The sequence below is a fragment of the Salmonella sp. A7 genome (genome assembly GCF_020181675.1).
GTDB classification, from domain to species: domain Bacteria; phylum Pseudomonadota; class Gammaproteobacteria; order Enterobacterales; family Enterobacteriaceae; genus Salmonella; species Salmonella enterica.
In genome coordinates this window covers 4,601,587-4,618,911 of record NZ_CP084001.1, presented here as the reverse complement: position 1 = coordinate 4,618,911, position 17,325 = coordinate 4,601,587, and the positions used below count along the sequence as shown (strand labels likewise).

Annotated in this window: 10 protein-coding genes, 3 tRNA genes and 3 rRNA genes; 13 read left to right on the top strand and 3 right to left on the bottom strand. The window is 52.6% G+C overall.

The genetic code is table 11. The features are described 5' to 3' along the window. Positions 1-285: 285 nt before the first annotated feature. From kup to rbsR, 7 genes are all read left to right on the top strand, one after another. Positions 286-2,154: a low affinity potassium transporter Kup gene (gene kup / locus LCS67_RS22360; protein WP_000102338.1), complete on the top strand. Its 1,869-nt coding sequence runs from the start codon at positions 286-288 to the stop codon at positions 2,152-2,154. A 196-nt stretch (positions 2,155-2,350) separates the two neighbouring features. Further along, entirely contained in the window at positions 2,351-2,770 is a 420-nt protein-coding gene (gene rbsD / locus LCS67_RS22355; protein WP_000715944.1) for a D-ribose pyranase, read from the top strand. A 7-nt stretch (positions 2,771-2,777) separates the two neighbouring features. Continuing rightward, entirely contained in the window at positions 2,778-4,283 is a 1,506-nt protein-coding gene (gene rbsA, locus LCS67_RS22350; RefSeq protein ID WP_000339368.1) for a ribose ABC transporter ATP-binding protein RbsA, read from the top strand. Positions 4,284-4,288: 5 nt separating this feature from the next. Beyond that, positions 4,289-5,254, top strand: a complete 966-nt coding sequence (gene rbsC / locus LCS67_RS22345; RefSeq protein WP_000211345.1) for a ribose ABC transporter permease — start codon at positions 4,289-4,291, stop codon at positions 5,252-5,254. Between the two features lie 24 nt (positions 5,255-5,278). Next, a complete protein-coding gene (gene rbsB, locus LCS67_RS22340) occupies positions 5,279-6,169 on the top strand; it encodes a ribose ABC transporter substrate-binding protein RbsB (protein WP_001056260.1) in 891 nt (296 codons plus the stop codon). Positions 6,170-6,302: 133 nt separating this feature from the next. Next, the gene (gene rbsK / locus LCS67_RS22335; protein ID WP_000844733.1) at positions 6,303-7,232 is read left to right on the top strand and encodes a ribokinase; all 930 of its coding nucleotides are present in this window, start codon (positions 6,303-6,305) and stop codon (positions 7,230-7,232) included. Between the two features lie 3 nt (positions 7,233-7,235). After that, positions 7,236-8,234 (top strand): ribose operon transcriptional repressor RbsR, encoded by a 999-nt coding sequence (gene rbsR, locus LCS67_RS22330; RefSeq protein WP_000224487.1) that lies wholly within the window; start codon positions 7,236-7,238, stop codon positions 8,232-8,234. Here the strand turns inward: rbsR and mdtD are convergent. Beyond that, positions 8,200-9,627 carry a multidrug transporter subunit MdtD gene (gene mdtD, locus LCS67_RS22325; protein ID WP_000202071.1) on the bottom strand — a complete coding sequence of 476 codons (1,428 nt, stop codon included), beginning with the start codon at positions 9,625-9,627 and terminating at the stop codon, positions 8,200-8,202. The two genes, rbsR and mdtD, sit on opposite strands and share 35 nt — an antisense overlap. Positions 9,628-9,638: 11 nt before the next feature. Next, on the bottom strand, positions 9,639-10,343 hold the full coding sequence (locus tag LCS67_RS22320) for a FadR/GntR family transcriptional regulator (RefSeq protein ID WP_001131144.1): 705 nt from the start codon (positions 10,341-10,343) through the stop codon (positions 9,639-9,641). Between the two features lie 480 nt (positions 10,344-10,823). Between LCS67_RS22320 and LCS67_RS22315 the strand changes: the two genes are divergently transcribed. The 6 genes from LCS67_RS22315 (at position 10,824) to LCS67_RS22290 (ending at position 16,336) form a co-directional block, all read left to right on the top strand. Continuing rightward, a 16S ribosomal RNA gene (locus LCS67_RS22315) occupies positions 10,824-12,365 on the top strand. A gap of 170 nt (positions 12,366-12,535) precedes the next feature. Continuing rightward, positions 12,536-12,611: transfer RNA gene (locus LCS67_RS22310), tRNA-Glu, on the top strand. A 193-nt stretch (positions 12,612-12,804) separates the two neighbouring features. Next, positions 12,805-15,809 (top strand): 23S ribosomal RNA (locus LCS67_RS22305). 197 nt (positions 15,810-16,006) lie between these two features. Beyond that, positions 16,007-16,122: ribosomal RNA gene (rrf, locus tag LCS67_RS22300) — 5S ribosomal RNA — on the top strand. Together the 16S, 23S and 5S rRNA genes with 3 tRNA genes alongside form the textbook arrangement of a ribosomal RNA operon. Before the next feature lie 53 nt (positions 16,123-16,175). Then, positions 16,176-16,252 (top strand) — tRNA-Asp (locus LCS67_RS22295). A gap of 8 nt (positions 16,253-16,260) precedes the next feature. Continuing rightward, positions 16,261-16,336: transfer RNA gene (locus tag LCS67_RS22290), tRNA-Trp, on the top strand. A gap of 100 nt (positions 16,337-16,436) precedes the next feature. Here LCS67_RS22290 and hdfR read toward each other — a convergent pair. Then, positions 16,437-17,285: an HTH-type transcriptional regulator HdfR gene (gene hdfR / locus LCS67_RS22285; RefSeq protein WP_001657826.1), complete on the bottom strand. Its 849-nt coding sequence runs from the start codon at positions 17,283-17,285 to the stop codon at positions 16,437-16,439. Between the last annotated feature and the right edge of the window lie 40 nt (positions 17,286-17,325).

The following is a 17,325-nucleotide window of genomic DNA, read 5'->3' as shown; positions in this document are numbered from 1 at the left end:
GGGGCTATAATCGTCTGATGCGCTGTTTATTTTTCTTTGAGCCAGGTTAATCTGGCTTCATTTAGGGGTACGATTTTATGATTAATCGTGCATACTGTGCGCTTTTTTGTGGGCCAAGGGACTAAGCACACATTTCATATCTATACACTCATTCATTCAAACTACATCAAGGCGGCAAAGGAGTGAATCCCCTGGCACTAACATTCAACGTGTGACTGGGGTAAGCGAATGCAGCCGACAAGGAGGTAGCGTGAAGGGTGACGTGTATAAACGAAAGATGAGTCTATGAGCACTGATAATAAGCAATCGTTGCCTGCGATTACCCTCGCAGCTATTGGGGTTGTCTACGGTGATATTGGTACCAGCCCGCTTTATACGCTTCGTGAATGTTTGTCCGGTCAGTTTGGTTTTGGCGTTGAACGAGATGCCGTGTTTGGTTTTCTGTCGCTGATCTTCTGGCTACTCATCTTTGTGGTTTCCATCAAATATCTCACCTTCGTGATGCGCGCCGATAACGCGGGTGAAGGTGGAATTTTGACGCTGATGTCGCTTGCCGGGCGTAATACCTCGGCGCGCACTACATCCATGTTAGTTATCATGGGACTGATAGGCGGCAGCTTTTTCTATGGCGAAGTGGTCATTACGCCGGCGATTTCGGTGATGTCGGCGATTGAAGGCCTGGAGATTGTCGCGCCGCAGCTGGATACCTGGATTGTCCCGCTCTCCATTATTGTGCTGACTCTGTTGTTTATGATTCAGAAGCACGGTACGGGAATGGTAGGGAAACTTTTTGCGCCGATTATGCTGACCTGGTTTTTAATCCTGGCGGTACTTGGCCTGCGCAGTATTATCGCCAATCCCGAAGTGTTACATGCGCTGAATCCTGTCTGGGCGGTACGTTTTTTCCTTGAATATAAAACCGTATCATTTATTGCGTTGGGCGCGGTGGTGCTGTCGATTACCGGCGTAGAGGCGTTGTACGCCGATATGGGACACTTCGGTAAGTTCCCGATTCGCCTGGCGTGGTTTACCGTGGTACTGCCGTCGTTAGTACTGAACTACTTTGGTCAGGGCGCATTGCTACTAAAGCATCCGGAAGCGATTAAAAATCCCTTCTTCCTGTTGGCGCCGGACTGGGCGTTAATTCCGCTGCTGATTCTGGCCGCGCTGGCGACGGTGATCGCCTCCCAGGCGGTCATTTCCGGCGTCTTTTCGCTGACGCGTCAGGCCGTGCGTCTTGGCTATTTGTCGCCAATGCGCATTATCCATACCTCCGAGATGGAGTCCGGTCAGATCTATATCCCTTTCGTTAACTGGCTGCTTTATTTCGCGGTCGTGGTTGTTATTGTTAGCTTTGAGCACTCCAGCAACCTGGCGGCGGCCTATGGTATCGCCGTGACCGGCACGATGGTGCTGACGTCTATTCTTTCTACGACCGTGGCGCGTAAGAACTGGCACTGGAACAAATATTTTGTCGCGCTGATCCTCATCGCGTTCCTGTGCGTGGATATCCCGCTGTTCTCGGCTAACCTCGACAAATTGTTGTCCGGCGGTTGGCTGCCGCTGAGCCTGGGTCTGATCATGTTCACGATCATGACCACCTGGAAGAGCGAGCGTTTCCGTCTGTTGCGTCGTATGCATGAACACGGTAATTCGCTGGAAGCGATGATTGCTTCACTGGAGAAGTCACCGCCGGTTCGGGTGCCGGGTACTGCCGTATACATGTCGCGCGCGCTCAGTGTGATCCCTTTTGCTTTATTGCATAACCTGAAGCACAACAAAGTGTTGCATGAGCGCGTAATCTTATTGACGTTGCGTACGGAAGATGCGCCTTATGTGCATAACGTTCGCCGGGTGCAGATTGAGCAGTTGTCTCCGACATTCTGGCGCGTGGTGGCCAGCTACGGCTGGCGCGAAACGCCAAACGTTGAAGAGGTGTTCCACCGCTGCGGTCTGGAAGGGCTTAGCTGTCGGATGATGGAAACGTCGTTCTTTATGTCGCACGAGTCGTTGATTGTCGGCAAACGCCCGTGGTATTTGCGTTTGCGCGGTAAACTGTATTTGTTGCTGCAACGTAACGCTCTGCGCGCGCCGGATCAGTTCGAGATCCCGCCTAACCGCGTGATTGAGTTAGGAACGCAGGTCGAGATTTAACCTCCCATCACCATGCCGGGGGCCGCGTTGGCTTACCCGGCCTGGCCAATCCGTAGATTCCCACACGATAATCGCCTGATTTCCGCTAGCGAAACGTTTCGACGGCGATCACAATTCTGTTACGTCATGATGGTTTTATGAACACATCCAGGGTTACAATGCGGCCAGCGAAACGTTTCGCTAGTGGAGCAGAAAAATGAAGAAAGGCACCGTACTCAACTCTGAAATCTCGTCGGTCATTTCCCGTCTGGGGCATACTGATACTCTGGTGGTCTGTGATGCGGGTTTACCTATCCCGAATAGCACCGCGCGTATCGATATGGCACTAACCCAGGGCGTACCTTCTTTTATGCAGGTGGTGGATGTTGTGACCCGGGAAATGCAGGTTGAGGCGGCGATTCTTGCAACGGAAATCAAACAACAGAATCCGCAGCTCCACGAAACGTTGCTCACTCACCTTGAGCAACTGCAGCAACACCAGGGAAACACCATAAAAATTAGTTATACGACACACGAACAATTCAAAAAATTGACTGCAGACAGTCAGGCGGTGATTCGCAGCGGGGAGTGTTCCCCGTATGCGAACGTCATTCTTTGCGCTGGCGTCACTTTCTGAGGCCGCTATGGACGCATTACTGCAACTCAAAGGGATCGATAAAGCGTTCCCCGGCGTGAAGGCTCTCTCCGGCGCCGCGTTAAACGTTTATCCTGGCCGCGTTATGGCGCTGGTGGGGGAAAACGGCGCCGGAAAATCCACCATGATGAAAGTATTAACCGGCATCTATACGCGAGATGCGGGATCGTTGTTATGGCTGGGTAAAGAGACCACCTTTAACGGGCCTAAATCGTCTCAGGAAGCCGGGATCGGCATTATTCATCAGGAACTGAACCTGATTCCGCAGTTGACCATTGCGGAAAATATCTTCCTGGGCCGTGAATTTGTGAATCGCTTTGGCAAAATCGACTGGAAAAAGATGTATGCCGAAGCCGACCAGCTCTTAGCCAAACTCAATCTGCGCTTTAAGAGCGATAAGCTGGTGGGCGAACTCTCTATCGGCGATCAGCAAATGGTGGAAATCGCCAAAGTGCTGAGCTTCGAATCCAAAGTCATCATTATGGATGAACCGACCGATGCGCTGACCGACACTGAAACCGAATCTCTGTTCCGCGTTATCCGCGAATTAAAATCGCAGGGGCGCGGCATTGTCTATATCTCTCACCGTATGAAAGAGATTTTCGAAATTTGCGATGACGTGACGGTCTTCCGCGATGGGCAATTTATCGCCGAGCGTGAAGTGGCCACGTTGACCGAAGATTCTCTTATCGAAATGATGGTGGGACGTAAGCTGGAAGATCAGTACCCGCATCTGGATAACGCGCCGGGTGAGATTCGCCTCAAGGTCGATAATCTGTGCGGACCGGGCGTGAATGATGTCTCTTTTGTGCTGCGAAAAGGCGAGATTCTTGGCATCTCCGGCCTGATGGGCGCCGGTCGCACCGAGCTGATGAAAGTATTGTACGGCGCGATGCCGCGAACCAGCGGTTACGTGACGCTTGATGGACACGAAGTGGTGACGCGTTCTCCGCAGGACGGACTGGCCAATGGCATCGTTTATATCTCTGAAGACCGTAAGCGCGATGGACTGGTGCTCGGCATGTCAGTTAAAGAGAATATGTCGCTGACGGCGCTGGACTATTTCAGCCGCGCTGGCGGAAGCCTGAAACACAAAGATGAGCAACAGGCGGTGGGGGATTTTATCCGTCTGTTCAACGTCAAGACACCGTCAATGGAACAGGCGATAGGCCTGCTTTCTGGCGGTAATCAGCAAAAAGTGGCGATTGCCCGCGGGTTGATGACGCGCCCGAAAGTGCTCATTCTCGACGAGCCGACCCGCGGTGTGGACGTCGGCGCCAAGAAAGAGATTTATCAGCTTATCAACCAGTTTAAGGCCGACGGCCTGAGCATCATTCTGGTCTCATCTGAGATGCCAGAAGTATTAGGCATGAGCGATCGCATCATCGTCATGCATGAAGGGCATCTCAGCGGTGAATTTACTCGCGAGCAGGCCACCCAGGAAGTGTTAATGGCTGCCGCAGTGGGCAAGCTTAATCGCGTGAATCAGGAGTAAAAAAGATGACAACCCAGGCTGTTTCTGGTCGCCGTTATTTCACTAAAGCGTGGCTTCTTGAGCAGAAGTCGCTCATTGCCCTGCTGGTGTTGATCGCGATTGTTTCGACGTTGAGCCCCAACTTTTTTACCGTTAATAATCTGTTCAATATTCTTCAACAGACCTCCGTCAACGCCATTATGGCGGTAGGGATGACGTTGGTGATTCTGACATCGGGGATCGATCTGTCCGTCGGTTCCCTGCTGGCGCTCACCGGCGCGGTTGCCGCTTCAATCGTCGGCGTTGAAGTGAATGCGCTGGTCGCGGTTGCCGCCGCGCTGGCACTGGGCGCTGCGATTGGCGCCGTTACTGGCGTTATCGTCGCGAAAGGCCGCGTACAGGCGTTTATCGCTACGCTGGTGATGATGCTGCTACTGCGCGGCGTGACGATGGTTTACACAGACGGTAGCCCGGTCAACACCGGCTTTACCGATAACGCCGATCTGTTTGGCTGGTTCGGTATCGGCCGTCCGCTGGGCGTTCCTACGCCAGTCTGGATCATGGCTATCGTCTTTATCGCCGCCTGGTATATGCTGCATCACACCCGTCTGGGACGCTATATCTACGCGCTGGGCGGTAACGAAGCGGCGACGCGCCTGTCTGGCATTAGCGTGAGCAAAGTGAAAATTATCGTCTATTCACTTTGCGGCCTGACAGCGTCGCTGGCGGGCATCATTGAAGTGGCGCGCCTCTCTTCCGCGCAGCCGACGGCGGGTACCGGCTATGAGCTGGATGCTATTGCCGCCGTGGTGCTGGGCGGCACCAGCCTTGCTGGCGGTAAAGGACGCATTGTTGGGACATTGATCGGCGCATTGATTCTCGGCTTCCTTAATAATGGTTTGAATTTGTTAGGTGTTTCCTCCTATTACCAGATGATCGTCAAAGCGGTGGTGATTTTGCTGGCGGTACTGGTAGACAACAAAAAGCAGTAACAACGACTACAGGACATCTGAAATATGAACATGAAAAAACTGGCTACCCTGGTATCTGCTGTTGCGCTGAGCGCCACCGTGAGCGCGAATGCAATGGCGAAAGACACCATTGCGCTGGTGATCTCTACCCTCAATAACCCCTTCTTCGTGTCGTTAAAAGACGGGGCGCAAAAAGAGGCGGATAAACTGGGTTATAACCTGGTGGTGCTGGACTCCCAGAACAACCCTGCCAAAGAGCTGGCGAACGTGCAGGATTTAACCGTTCGCGGGACCAAAATTCTGCTGATCAACCCGACTGACTCCGATGCGGTGGGTAACGCGGTGAAGATGGCGAACCAGGCGAAGATTCCGGTTATCACGCTTGACCGCCAGGCAACCAAAGGCGATGTCGTCAGCCATATCGCGTCTGATAACGTGCTGGGCGGTAAGATCGCTGGCGACTATATCGCGAAAAAAGCTGGCGAAGGCGCTAAAGTGATTGAGTTGCAAGGCATTGCCGGAACATCTGCGGCGCGTGAGCGTGGCGAAGGTTTCCAGCAGGCGGTAGCCGCTCACAAATTTAATGTCCTGGCCAGCCAGCCTGCCGATTTCGACCGTACTAAGGGTCTGAACGTCATGCAGAACCTGTTGACCGCGCATCCGGATGTTCAGGCTGTCTTCGCCCAGAACGATGAAATGGCGCTGGGCGCACTGCGCGCGCTGCAAACTGCCGGTAAAGCAGATGTGATGGTGGTTGGATTTGACGGTACGCCGGATGGCGAAAAGGCCGTAAAAGATGGCAAACTGGCAGCGACTATCGCTCAGTTACCGGATCAAATCGGCGCCAAAGGCGTTGAGGTGGCGGATAAGGTGCTGAAAGGCGAAAAAGTTCAGGCCAAATATCCGGTTGACCTGAAACTGGTCATCAAGCAGTAATAAACGACACGGGTCAACTATGGCCTGATGGCGACAGAAATACGCGAGCCTCCGCTGAGGTGAACGTAAAAAAAAGAAAAGCAGGGCACGCGCCACCCTAACCGGTGGCGCACTTTGACGTGGAACCCCGAATATGAAAACCGCAGGTAATCTCATCGTCCTTGGCAGCATTAATGCCGATCATATCCTTAATCTTGAGTCCTTCCCTACCCCGGGTGAAACGGTAACCGGTAGCCATTATCAGGTCGCGTTTGGCGGGAAAGGCGCGAATCAGGCGGTTGCTGCGGGACGTAGCGGGGCAAATATTGCGTTTATCGCCTGCACGGGCGATGACGATATTGGCGACAGTATTCGTAAACAATTAGTCAGCGATCGTATTGATATCGCGCCAGTTAGCGTCATTAAAGGCGAGTCTACCGGGGTGGCGCTGATTTTCGTTAATGGCGAAGGCGAGAATGTCATCGGTATTCATGCCGGAGCGAATGCCGCGTTATCGCCGGCGTTGGTTGATGCGCAACGTGAACGTATCGCGCAGGCGGATGCGTTACTGATGCAGCTGGAATCGCCGCTGGAAAGCGTACTGGCGGCGGCGAAAATCGCCCATCAACATCATACTACTGTTGCGCTTAACCCGGCGCCTGCCCGTGAGCTACCGGATGAACTGCTGGCGCTGGTGGACATCATCACGCCAAATGAAACGGAAGCTGAAAAGCTGACGGGCGTGCGTGTGGAAAATGACAACGATGCCGCGAAAGCTGCGCAGGTTTTGCATGATAAAGGCATTCGAACCGTATTAATTACCTTAGGAAGCCGTGGCGTCTGGGCCAGCGTAGACGGCGAGGGCCGCCGCGTTCCTGGATTTAGCGTTGAGGCTGTCGATACCATTGCCGCCGGAGATACGTTTAACGGCGCCTTTATCACCGCGATACTGGAGGAGACGCCGTTGCCGGAAGCGATTCGCTTTGCCCATGCCGCCGCCGCGATTGCCGTAACGCGTAAAGGCGCTCAACCTTCCGTTCCGTGGCGCGAAGAGATAGAAGCGTTTTTACATCAGCAGGGGTAACGCTTGGCTACTATGAAAGATGTTGCCCGCCTGGCGGGAGTCTCTACATCGACGGTCTCTCACGTTATTAACAAAGATCGCTTTGTGAGTGAGACGATAACCGAAAAAGTTGAAGCGGCGATTAAATCACTTAACTATGCGCCTTCCGCGCTGGCGCGAAGCCTCAAGTTAAACCAGACCCGCACGATTGGTATGCTAATTACCGCCAGTACCAACCCTTTTTATTCCGAACTGGTGCGCGGCGTTGAGCGAAGCTGTTTTGAGCGCGGTTATAGTCTGGTGCTGTGCAATACCGAAGGCGACGAGCAACGGATGAACCGTAACCTGGAGACGCTGATGCAAAAACGGGTAGACGGTTTACTGCTGCTGTGTACCGAAACGCATCAGCCTTCTCGGGAAATCATGGAGCGTTATCCGTCTATTCCTACCGTCATGATGGACTGGTCGCCGTTTGATGGTGAGGGCGATAGCGATCTCATTCAGGATAATTCGTTGTTAGGCGGCGATCTTGCGACCCAACACCTTATCGATAAAGGATTTACCCGAATAGCCTGTATTACAGGCCCGCTGGACAAAACGCCAGCGCGTTTGCGGCTGGAAGGGTATCGGGCGGCGATGAAACGCGCAGGGCTGGCTATTCCGCAAGGCTATGAGATCACCGGCGATTTTGAATTTGGCGGCGGCTTTGACGCCATGCAGGCGTTACTCGCTCATCAACAGCGACCGCAAGCGGTTTTTACCGGAAACGATGCGATGGCTGTCGGTGCCTATCAGGCGCTATATCAGGCGGGGCTTCGTATTCCGCAGGATATGGCGGTCATTGGCTATGATGATATTGAGCTGGCGCGCTATATGACGCCGCCGCTGACGACTATCCATCAGCCGAAAGATGAATTGGGCGAGCTGGCTATTGATGTGTTGATTCATCGGATGGCGCAGCCCGCCTTGCAACAACAGCGACTTCAGCTTACTCCGGTTTTGACGGTGCGTGGGTCGGTTTAGATTTATGCCGTTCTTTAATCAGATTGTTGCCGTCTTTGGCTCTTAGCAGCATAAACATCAGCGCGGACACGATAGTGATCGCCCCCATCGTGATAAAGGTATAGTGGAACTGTTCTACGGTACTGGTGCCCGCAAAACCTTCATAAATACGTAGCACCGCCGCGCTGATCGCCACGCCTAAACTGATAGACAATTGCTGCGTAACCGCCAGAACGCTGTTGCCGCTGCTGGCATTATCGTCCGTCAGATCCGCAAGAGTAATCGTATTCATTGCCGTAAATTGAGTGGACATCGCCATTCCAAGAATGAATAGCGGCAGCACGAGCATCCAGATCGGCATGGCGGGAGATTGAAACGAAAACTGGGCAATCATCAGACCGATAAATACCGTAATGCCGACCAGAGTCTTCCGGTATCCCAAACGTCGCAAAACCTGCGTTACGGTCGATTTCGCGATAATAGAACCCAAAGCCGTCGGCGCCATCATGCAGCCGGCGATCAGAGCCGGGTAGCCAAAACCAACCTGTAGCATTAACGGCATCAAAAAAGGTACGCAGCCTGTCCCCAGACGCGTGGCGAGGTTGCCGGCAATACCGACGGAAAATGTGCGTGTCTTAAACAGCGATAGTGATATTAACGGTGTCGGATGACGGCGGGCGTGGCGGATATAAGCCAATAGTAGAACGATACTGCAAAAAATAATGGCGGATGCGATCCATGTCGCCACAATCTTTTCGCCAAACAGTTCCATTCCGCTGGAAAATAAAACCAGACTTAACCCAAAAAGAAAGAAGCCGGTCATGTCAAACTTGCGACGCGGCGTGGTGAAGTTGGGCATATATTTGCGGGCATACAGAATGCCTGCAACACCAATGGGAATATTAATCAGGAAGATCCAGTGCCAGCTTGCCCAGGTCACCAGTACGCCGCCTAATACCGGCCCCAGAATCGGACCTACCAGCCCCGGCATAGTGACAAAGTTAAGAACAGGCAGCAGCTCACTACGCGGATAGGCTCGCAATAACGCAAGCCGCGCCACTGGCATCATCATCGCTCCGCCGACGCCTTGTACGACGCGAAAAATAACCAATTCAGATAGTGAACTGGAGAGCGCGCAGGCCAGCGAGCCTAACGTAAACAGACTTACGGCAACCATAAAGACGCGACGCGTACCGAAGCGGTCAGCCAGCCAGCCGCTTACCGGAATTAACATAGCTACTGTCAGGGTATAACTGATAATAGCGGACTGCATGGCGAGTGGTGAACGGTTAAGGCTATGCGCAATAGCCGGTAAAGCGGTATTCAAAATGGTGGCGTCTAGCGCCTGCATAAAGAAGGCCATCGCCGCGATCCACGGCAGGCCAGCCATACTGCGCGCTTTTTTGCTGGTCATTCAATATCCTGTTAATTATCTGGTCTCTCATTAGGCGCTATTAACAACGCCTGGCAGGCCTGGAAAGCGCGTTCGCCGTCGCCATCAGCGATGGCATCAACAATGGCCTGGTGCAAATCCAGCTTTACCACCTCGTTATAGGTGATTGAGGTAAAGTAAGTGTGATAAACCGAATGAAATAGCGTCGCAAAAGAGATTAGAAAGGGATTGGCGCTCATTTCGTAGATATGCTCGTGCCACGCCATATCCACTTCAATCCATCGTTCACGCTTAAAATGCTTTTTCAGCGCGACCATCTCTTCCATTAAGGCATTAAGCCGCGCTTTCTGCTCCGGTGTGCCAAGAGTCGCCGCCAGCAGGCAGGCTTGCGGCTCCAGGCTAATACGCATCACCAGAAAATGATCTACCACCTGATGAAAATTTTCTTCCGTCATCCACCAGGTCAGCAGCTCTTGATCCAGAAAGTTCCAGTTTCCCTGCGGCATCACCCGCGTACCAATGCGCGGACGGGGTAGCACCATACCTTTAGCCGTCAACGTTTTCACCGCTTCGCGAACTGCCGTTCGACTTACGCCGTACTGCTCGCCCAGTTCTATTTCGCCGGGAAGAATCGTACCGGGGGCGTAGTCACCCTTTAATATCCGCTGCGCCAGCTTTTCAGCCAGAACATAGGATAGATTTTTCTGTGCGGCTAATTGTTGTGCGCTTAAAGGCATGAATGTTCTTCCTTTCTCTTTCGTTTGGTTATTAGTATGCCACCTGGAAGTGTGATTGCAGTTGCAATAACGGCAATTTGCTTATTTTATGGCACGTTAAGCACGCCATTGATGAAAAAAGAGACACTCAGAAAATTATTTTAAATTTCCTCTTGTCAGGCAGAAATAAGTCCCTATAATGCGCCACCACTGACACGGAACAACGGCACACAGGCCGCCGGGTCAGCGGGGTTCAGACCAGAACCTCACGGAGAAAAGCGAAAATAAACGCTTGACTCTGAAGCGGGAAAGCGTAATATGCACACCCCGCGCCGCTGAGAAAAAGCGAAGCGGCACTGCTCTTTAACAATTTATCAGACAATCTGTGTGGGCACTCGAAGATACGGATTCTTAACGTCCTAGGACGAAAAATGAATACCAAGTCTCAAGAGTGAACACGTAATTCATTACGAAGTTTAATTCATTGAGCATCAAACTTTTAAATTGAAGAGTTTGATCATGGCTCAGATTGAACGCTGGCGGCAGGCCTAACACATGCAAGTCGAACGGTAACAGGAAGCAGCTTGCTGCTTTGCTGACGAGTGGCGGACGGGTGAGTAATGTCTGGGAAACTGCCTGATGGAGGGGGATAACTACTGGAAACGGTGGCTAATACCGCATAACGTCGCAAGACCAAAGAGGGGGACCTTCGGGCCTCTTGCCATCAGATGTGCCCAGATGGGATTAGCTTGTTGGTGAGGTAACGGCTCACCAAGGCGACGATCCCTAGCTGGTCTGAGAGGATGACCAGCCACACTGGAACTGAGACACGGTCCAGACTCCTACGGGAGGCAGCAGTGGGGAATATTGCACAATGGGCGCAAGCCTGATGCAGCCATGCCGCGTGTATGAAGAAGGCCTTCGGGTTGTAAAGTACTTTCAGCGGGGAGGAAGGTGTTGTGGTTAATAACCGCAGCAATTGACGTTACCCGCAGAAGAAGCACCGGCTAACTCCGTGCCAGCAGCCGCGGTAATACGGAGGGTGCAAGCGTTAATCGGAATTACTGGGCGTAAAGCGCACGCAGGCGGTCTGTCAAGTCGGATGTGAAATCCCCGGGCTCAACCTGGGAACTGCATTCGAAACTGGCAGGCTTGAGTCTTGTAGAGGGGGGTAGAATTCCAGGTGTAGCGGTGAAATGCGTAGAGATCTGGAGGAATACCGGTGGCGAAGGCGGCCCCCTGGACAAAGACTGACGCTCAGGTGCGAAAGCGTGGGGAGCAAACAGGATTAGATACCCTGGTAGTCCACGCCGTAAACGATGTCTACTTGGAGGTTGTGCCCTTGAGGCGTGGCTTCCGGAGCTAACGCGTTAAGTAGACCGCCTGGGGAGTACGGCCGCAAGGTTAAAACTCAAATGAATTGACGGGGGCCCGCACAAGCGGTGGAGCATGTGGTTTAATTCGATGCAACGCGAAGAACCTTACCTGGTCTTGACATCCACAGAACTTTCCAGAGATGGATTGGTGCCTTCGGGAACTGTGAGACAGGTGCTGCATGGCTGTCGTCAGCTCGTGTTGTGAAATGTTGGGTTAAGTCCCGCAACGAGCGCAACCCTTATCCTTTGTTGCCAGCGGTCCGGCCGGGAACTCAAAGGAGACTGCCAGTGATAAACTGGAGGAAGGTGGGGATGACGTCAAGTCATCATGGCCCTTACGACCAGGGCTACACACGTGCTACAATGGCGCATACAAAGAGAAGCGACCTCGCGAGAGCAAGCGGACCTCATAAAGTGCGTCGTAGTCCGGATTGGAGTCTGCAACTCGACTCCATGAAGTCGGAATCGCTAGTAATCGTGGATCAGAATGCCACGGTGAATACGTTCCCGGGCCTTGTACACACCGCCCGTCACACCATGGGAGTGGGTTGCAAAAGAAGTAGGTAGCTTAACCTTCGGGAGGGCGCTTACCACTTTGTGATTCATGACTGGGGTGAAGTCGTAACAAGGTAACCGTAGGGGAACCTGCGGTTGGATCACCTCCTTACCTGAAAGAAGCGTACTTTGCAGTGCTCACACAGATTGTCTGATGAAAAGTGAATAGCAAGGCGTTTACGCGTTGGGAGTGAGGCTGAAGAAATAAGGCCGTTCGCTTTCTATTAATGAAAGCTCACCCTACACGAAAATATCACGCAGCGCGTGATAAGCAATTTTCGTGTCCCCTTCGTCTAGAGGCCCAGGACACCGCCCTTTCACGGCGGTAACAGGGGTTCGAATCCCCTAGGGGACGCCACTTGCTGGTTTGTGAGTGAAAGTCACCTGCCTTAATATCTCAAAACTGACTTACGAGTCATGTTTGAGATATTTGCTCTTTAAAAATCTGGATCAAGCTGAAAATTGAAACACAGAACAACAAAAGTTGTTCGTGAGTCTCTCAAATTTTCGCAACACGATGATGAATCGTAAGAAACATCTTCGGGTTGTGAGGTTAAGCGACTAAGCGTACACGGTGGATGCCCTGGCAGTCAGAGGCGATGAAGGACGTGCTAATCTGCGATAAGCGCCGGTAAGGTGATATGAACCGTTATAACCGGCGATTTCCGAATGGGGAAACCCAGTGTGACTCGTCACACTATCATTAACTGAATCCATAGGTTAATGAGGCGAACCGGGGGAACTGAAACATCTAAGTACCCCGAGGAAAAGAAATCAACCGAGATTCCCCCAGTAGCGGCGAGCGAACGGGGAGGAGCCCAGAGCCTGAATCAGCATGTGTGTTAGTGGAAGCGTCTGGAAAGGCGCGCGATACAGGGTGACAGCCCCGTACACAAAAGCGCATGTGCTGTGAGCTCGATGAGTAGGGCGGGACACGTGGTATCCTGTCTGAATATGGGGGGACCATCCTCCAAGGCTAAATACTCCTGACTGACCGATAGTGAACCAGTACCGTGAGGGAAAGGCGAAAAGAACCCCGGCGAGGGGAGTGAAAAAGAACCTGAAACCGTGTACGTACAAGCAGTGGGAGCCCCACCACTAAGCCAGTGGTGAACTCCACATACGCATCCTTTGCTGAGGATACGGTTAACGGAGCGAAAGCGACGTTCAACCTCAAAAGAAGCAGAGGGGGCTTAGTGGTGGGGTGACTGCGTACCTTTTGTATAATGGGTCAGCGACTTATATTCTGTAGCAAGGTTAACCGAATAGGGGAGCCGGAGGGAAACCGAGTCTTAACCGGGCGTTAAGTTGCAGGGTATAGACCCGAAACCCGGTGATCTAGCCATGGGCAGGTTGAAGGTTGGGTAACACTAACTGGAGGACCGAACCGACTAATGTTGAAAAATTAGCGGATGACCTGTGGCTGGGGGTGAAAGGCCAATCAAACCGGGAGATAGCTGGTTCTCCCCGAAAGCTATTTAGGTAGCGCCTCGTGAATTCATCTCCGGGGGTAGAGCACTGTTTCGGCTAGGGGGCCATCCCGGCTTACCAACCCGATGCAAACTGCGAATACCGGAGAATGTTATCACGGGAGACACACGGCGGGTGCTAACGTCCGTCGTGAAGAGGGAAACAACCCAGACCGCCAGCTAAGGTCCCAAAGTCATGGTTAAGTGGGAAACGATGTGGGAAGGCCCAGACAGCCAGGATGTTGGCTTAGAAGCAGCCATCATTTAAAGAAAGCGTAATAGCTCACTGGTCGAGTCGGCCTGCGCGGAAGATGTAACGGGGCTAAACCATGCACCGAAGCTGCGGCAGCGACACTCAGGTGTTGTTGGGTAGGGGAGCGTTCTGTAAGCCTGCGAAGGTGGCCTGTGAGGGTTGCTGGAGGTATCAGAAGTGCGAATGCTGACATAAGTAACGATAAAGCGGGTGAAAAGCCCGCTCGCCGGAAGACCAAGGGTTCCTGTCCAACGTTAATCGGGGCAGGGTGAGTCGACCCCTAAGGCGAGGCCGAAAGGCGTAGTCGATGGGAAACGGGTTAATATTCCCGTACTTGGTGTTACTGCGAAGGGGGGACGGAGAAGGCTATGTTGGCCGGGCGACGGTTGTCCCGGTTTAAGCGTGTAGGCTGGTTTTCCAGGCAAATCCGGAAAATCAAGGCTGAGGCGTGACGACGAGGCACTACGGTGCTGAAGCAACAAATGCCCTGCTTCCAGGAAAAGCCTCTAAGCATCAGGTAACATCAAATCGTACCCCAAACCGACACAGGTGGTCAGGTAGAGAATACCAAGGCGCTTGAGAGAACTCGGGTGAAGGAACTAGGCAAAATGGTGCCGTAACTTCGGGAGAAGGCACGCTGACACGTAGGTGAAGTGATTTACTCATGGAGCTGAAGTCAGTCGAAGATACCAGCTGGCTGCAACTGTTTATTAAAAACACAGCACTGTGCAAACACGAAAGTGGACGTATACGGTGTGACGCCTGCCCGGTGCCGGAAGGTTAATTGATGGGGTCAGCGCAAGCGAAGCTCCTGATCGAAGCCCCGGTAAACGGCGGCCGTAACTATAACGGTCCTAAGGTAGCGAAATTCCTTGTCGGGTAAGTTCCGACCTGCACGAATGGCGTAATGATGGCCAGGCTGTCTCCACCCGAGACTCAGTGAAATTGAACTCGCTGTGAAGATGCAGTGTACCCGCGGCAAGACGGAAAGACCCCGTGAACCTTTACTATAGCTTGACACTGAACATTGAGCCTTGATGTGTAGGATAGGTGGGAGGCTTTGAAGTGTGGACGCCAGTCTGCATGGAGCCGACCTTGAAATACCACCCTTTAATGTTTGATGTTCTAACGTGGACCCGTGATCCGGGTTGCGGACAGTGTCTGGTGGGTAGTTTGACTGGGGCGGTCTCCTCCTAAAGAGTAACGGAGGAGCACGAAGGTTGGCTAATCCTGGTCGGACATCAGGAGGTTAGTGCAATGGCATAAGCCAGCTTGACTGCGAGCGTGACGGCGCGAGCAGGTGCGAAAGCAGGTCATAGTGATCCGGTGGTTCTGAATGGAAGGGCCATCGCTCAACGGATAAAAGGTACTCCGGGGATAACAGGCTGATACCGCCCAAGAGTTCATATCGACGGCGGTGTTTGGCACCTCGATGTCGGCTCATCACATCCTGGGGCTGAAGTAGGTCCCAAGGGTATGGCTGTTCGCCATTTAAAGTGGTACGCGAGCTGGGTTTAGAACGTCGTGAGACAGTTCGGTCCCTATCTGCCGTGGGCGCTGGAGAACTGAGGGGGGCTGCTCCTAGTACGAGAGGACCGGAGTGGACGCATCACTGGTGTTCGGGTTGTCATGCCAATGGCACTGCCCGGTAGCTAAATGCGGAAGAGATAAGTGCTGAAAGCATCTAAGCACGAAACTTGCCCCGAGATGAGTTCTCCCTGAGACTTAAAGTCTCCTGAAGGAACGTTGAAGACGACGACGTTGATAGGCCGGGTGTGTAAGCGCAGCGATGCGTTGAGCTAACCGGTACTAATGAACCGTGAGGCTTAACCTTACAACGCCGAAGATGTTTTGGCGGTTGAGAGACGATTTTCAGCACTGATTCAGAGTTGAGTACGCAATAATTTGCGCAGCAGCAAGGCGGCAAGCGAAGGAAAGGAAGGAGCATACAGAAGTATGTGACTGACTTTACGAGCGCAGGCAACGCCGCTGATGCGATAAAGAATTGCGTACAGAGCACAAAAGAATTTGCCTGGCGGCAGTAGCGCGGTGGTCCCACCTGACCCCATGCCGAACTCAGAAGTGAAACGCCGTAGCGCCGATGGTAGTGTGGGGTCTCCCCATGCGAGAGTAGGGAACTGCCAGGCATCAAATTAAGCAGTAAGCCGGTCATAAACCGGTGGTTGTAAAAGAATTCGGTGGAGCGGTAGTTCAGTTGGTTAGAATACCTGCCTGTCACGCAGGGGGTCGCGGGTTCGAGTCCCGTCCGTTCCGCCACCCTAATTAGGGGCGTAGTTCAATTGGTAGAGCACCGGTCTCCAAAACCGGGTGTTGGGAGTTCGAGTCTCTCCGCCCCTGCCAGAAATAATCCTTAGCATCTGCTAAGGATTTTTTTTGCCTGAAATTACCTGATTACCTGGTCAGGTAATCGTAAGTTCCCTTCTTTTTCTTTTCATCATTTTCATTGGTCATCCAGCACATCCGTTTTTAACAGATCGCAGATCAGCGAGTATTTATCGCTATTTTGCAGCCAAATGGCGTATAGCGGCCGTGAAAGCGTTGCGCTGTCTGCAACGGTATGTAATCCGCCCTTTTCATTTACCCAGTTTACAGGAAGCCAGCTACAGCCATTTAATGCGCTAAGCTGCTGTCGGGCGAGTTCGGCTGAGCTGGTTGTTAATACCGGCACTTCATCTGCTGCGATCAGCCCTGTTTCATGCTGTTGGAAGTCTGGTCCCCACTCCAGCCGCAGATAATTGAGTTCTGATTTCTTACGGGCAGGGCTGCTGCAATATAACGCCAAAGTGAAGTGCCCTAACAGCTGACTGCTGAACTCATCCATTTTGGGCGCTTCGGTAGTAATGAGGAGATCAAGCTGGCGTTCATGAAGTTGCTTCACAAGCGATTGCCGTTGAGCGATTCTGGCTTCGAACTGCAGGCCGCTTTGCGGCTCCTGTAGTTGGTACAGTCGCCCCAGCCAGGCGTTAAGCATACACTCCCATAAAGACGCGCTGGCGCCGATGGAAAACTCGTTATGGCGTGAGGTATGCGCCACCTCTTTACGTGCCGCCTGCCACGTATTCATCAGCGTTTCCGCATACGGTAAAAGTTTTTCGCCAGCCGTGGTTAAACGGATATTGTTTCTGTGCCGCGTAAAAAGGTTTACGCCCAGTTGATTCTCCAGTTGCCTGATACGAAAGCTCACCGCGGATTGCGTCAGGTAAAGTGCTTCTGCGGCCCGCCCGAAATGGCGTGTCCGGCTAACTTCCAGGAAAGTTTTTAACAATTCCGTATCCACTGTGCTCTCCACAAAATTATTTGTCGTTATGATTTAAATGTTTTGTTTTACA

Bases quoted from the DNA above. Each gene is read 5' to 3' on its own strand.
- rbsK (WP_000844733.1), top strand. From the start codon at position 6,303: ATGAAAACCGCAGGTAATCTCATCGTCCTTGGCAGCATTAATGCCGAT.
- rbsA (WP_000339368.1), top strand. From the start codon at position 2,778: ATGGACGCATTACTGCAACTCAAAGGGATCGATAAAGCGTTCCCCGGC.
- mdtD (WP_000202071.1), bottom strand. From the start codon at position 9,627: ATGACCAGCAAAAAAGCGCGCAGTATGGCTGGCCTGCCGTGGATCGCG.
- rbsD (WP_000715944.1), top strand. From the start codon at position 2,351: ATGAAGAAAGGCACCGTACTCAACTCTGAAATCTCGTCGGTCATTTCC.
- LCS67_RS22320 (WP_001131144.1), bottom strand. From the start codon at position 10,343: ATGCCTTTAAGCGCACAACAATTAGCCGCACAGAAAAATCTATCCTAT.
- kup (WP_000102338.1), top strand. From the start codon at position 286: ATGAGCACTGATAATAAGCAATCGTTGCCTGCGATTACCCTCGCAGCT.
- rbsC (WP_000211345.1), top strand. From the start codon at position 4,289: ATGACAACCCAGGCTGTTTCTGGTCGCCGTTATTTCACTAAAGCGTGG.
- rbsB (WP_001056260.1), top strand. From the start codon at position 5,279: ATGAACATGAAAAAACTGGCTACCCTGGTATCTGCTGTTGCGCTGAGC.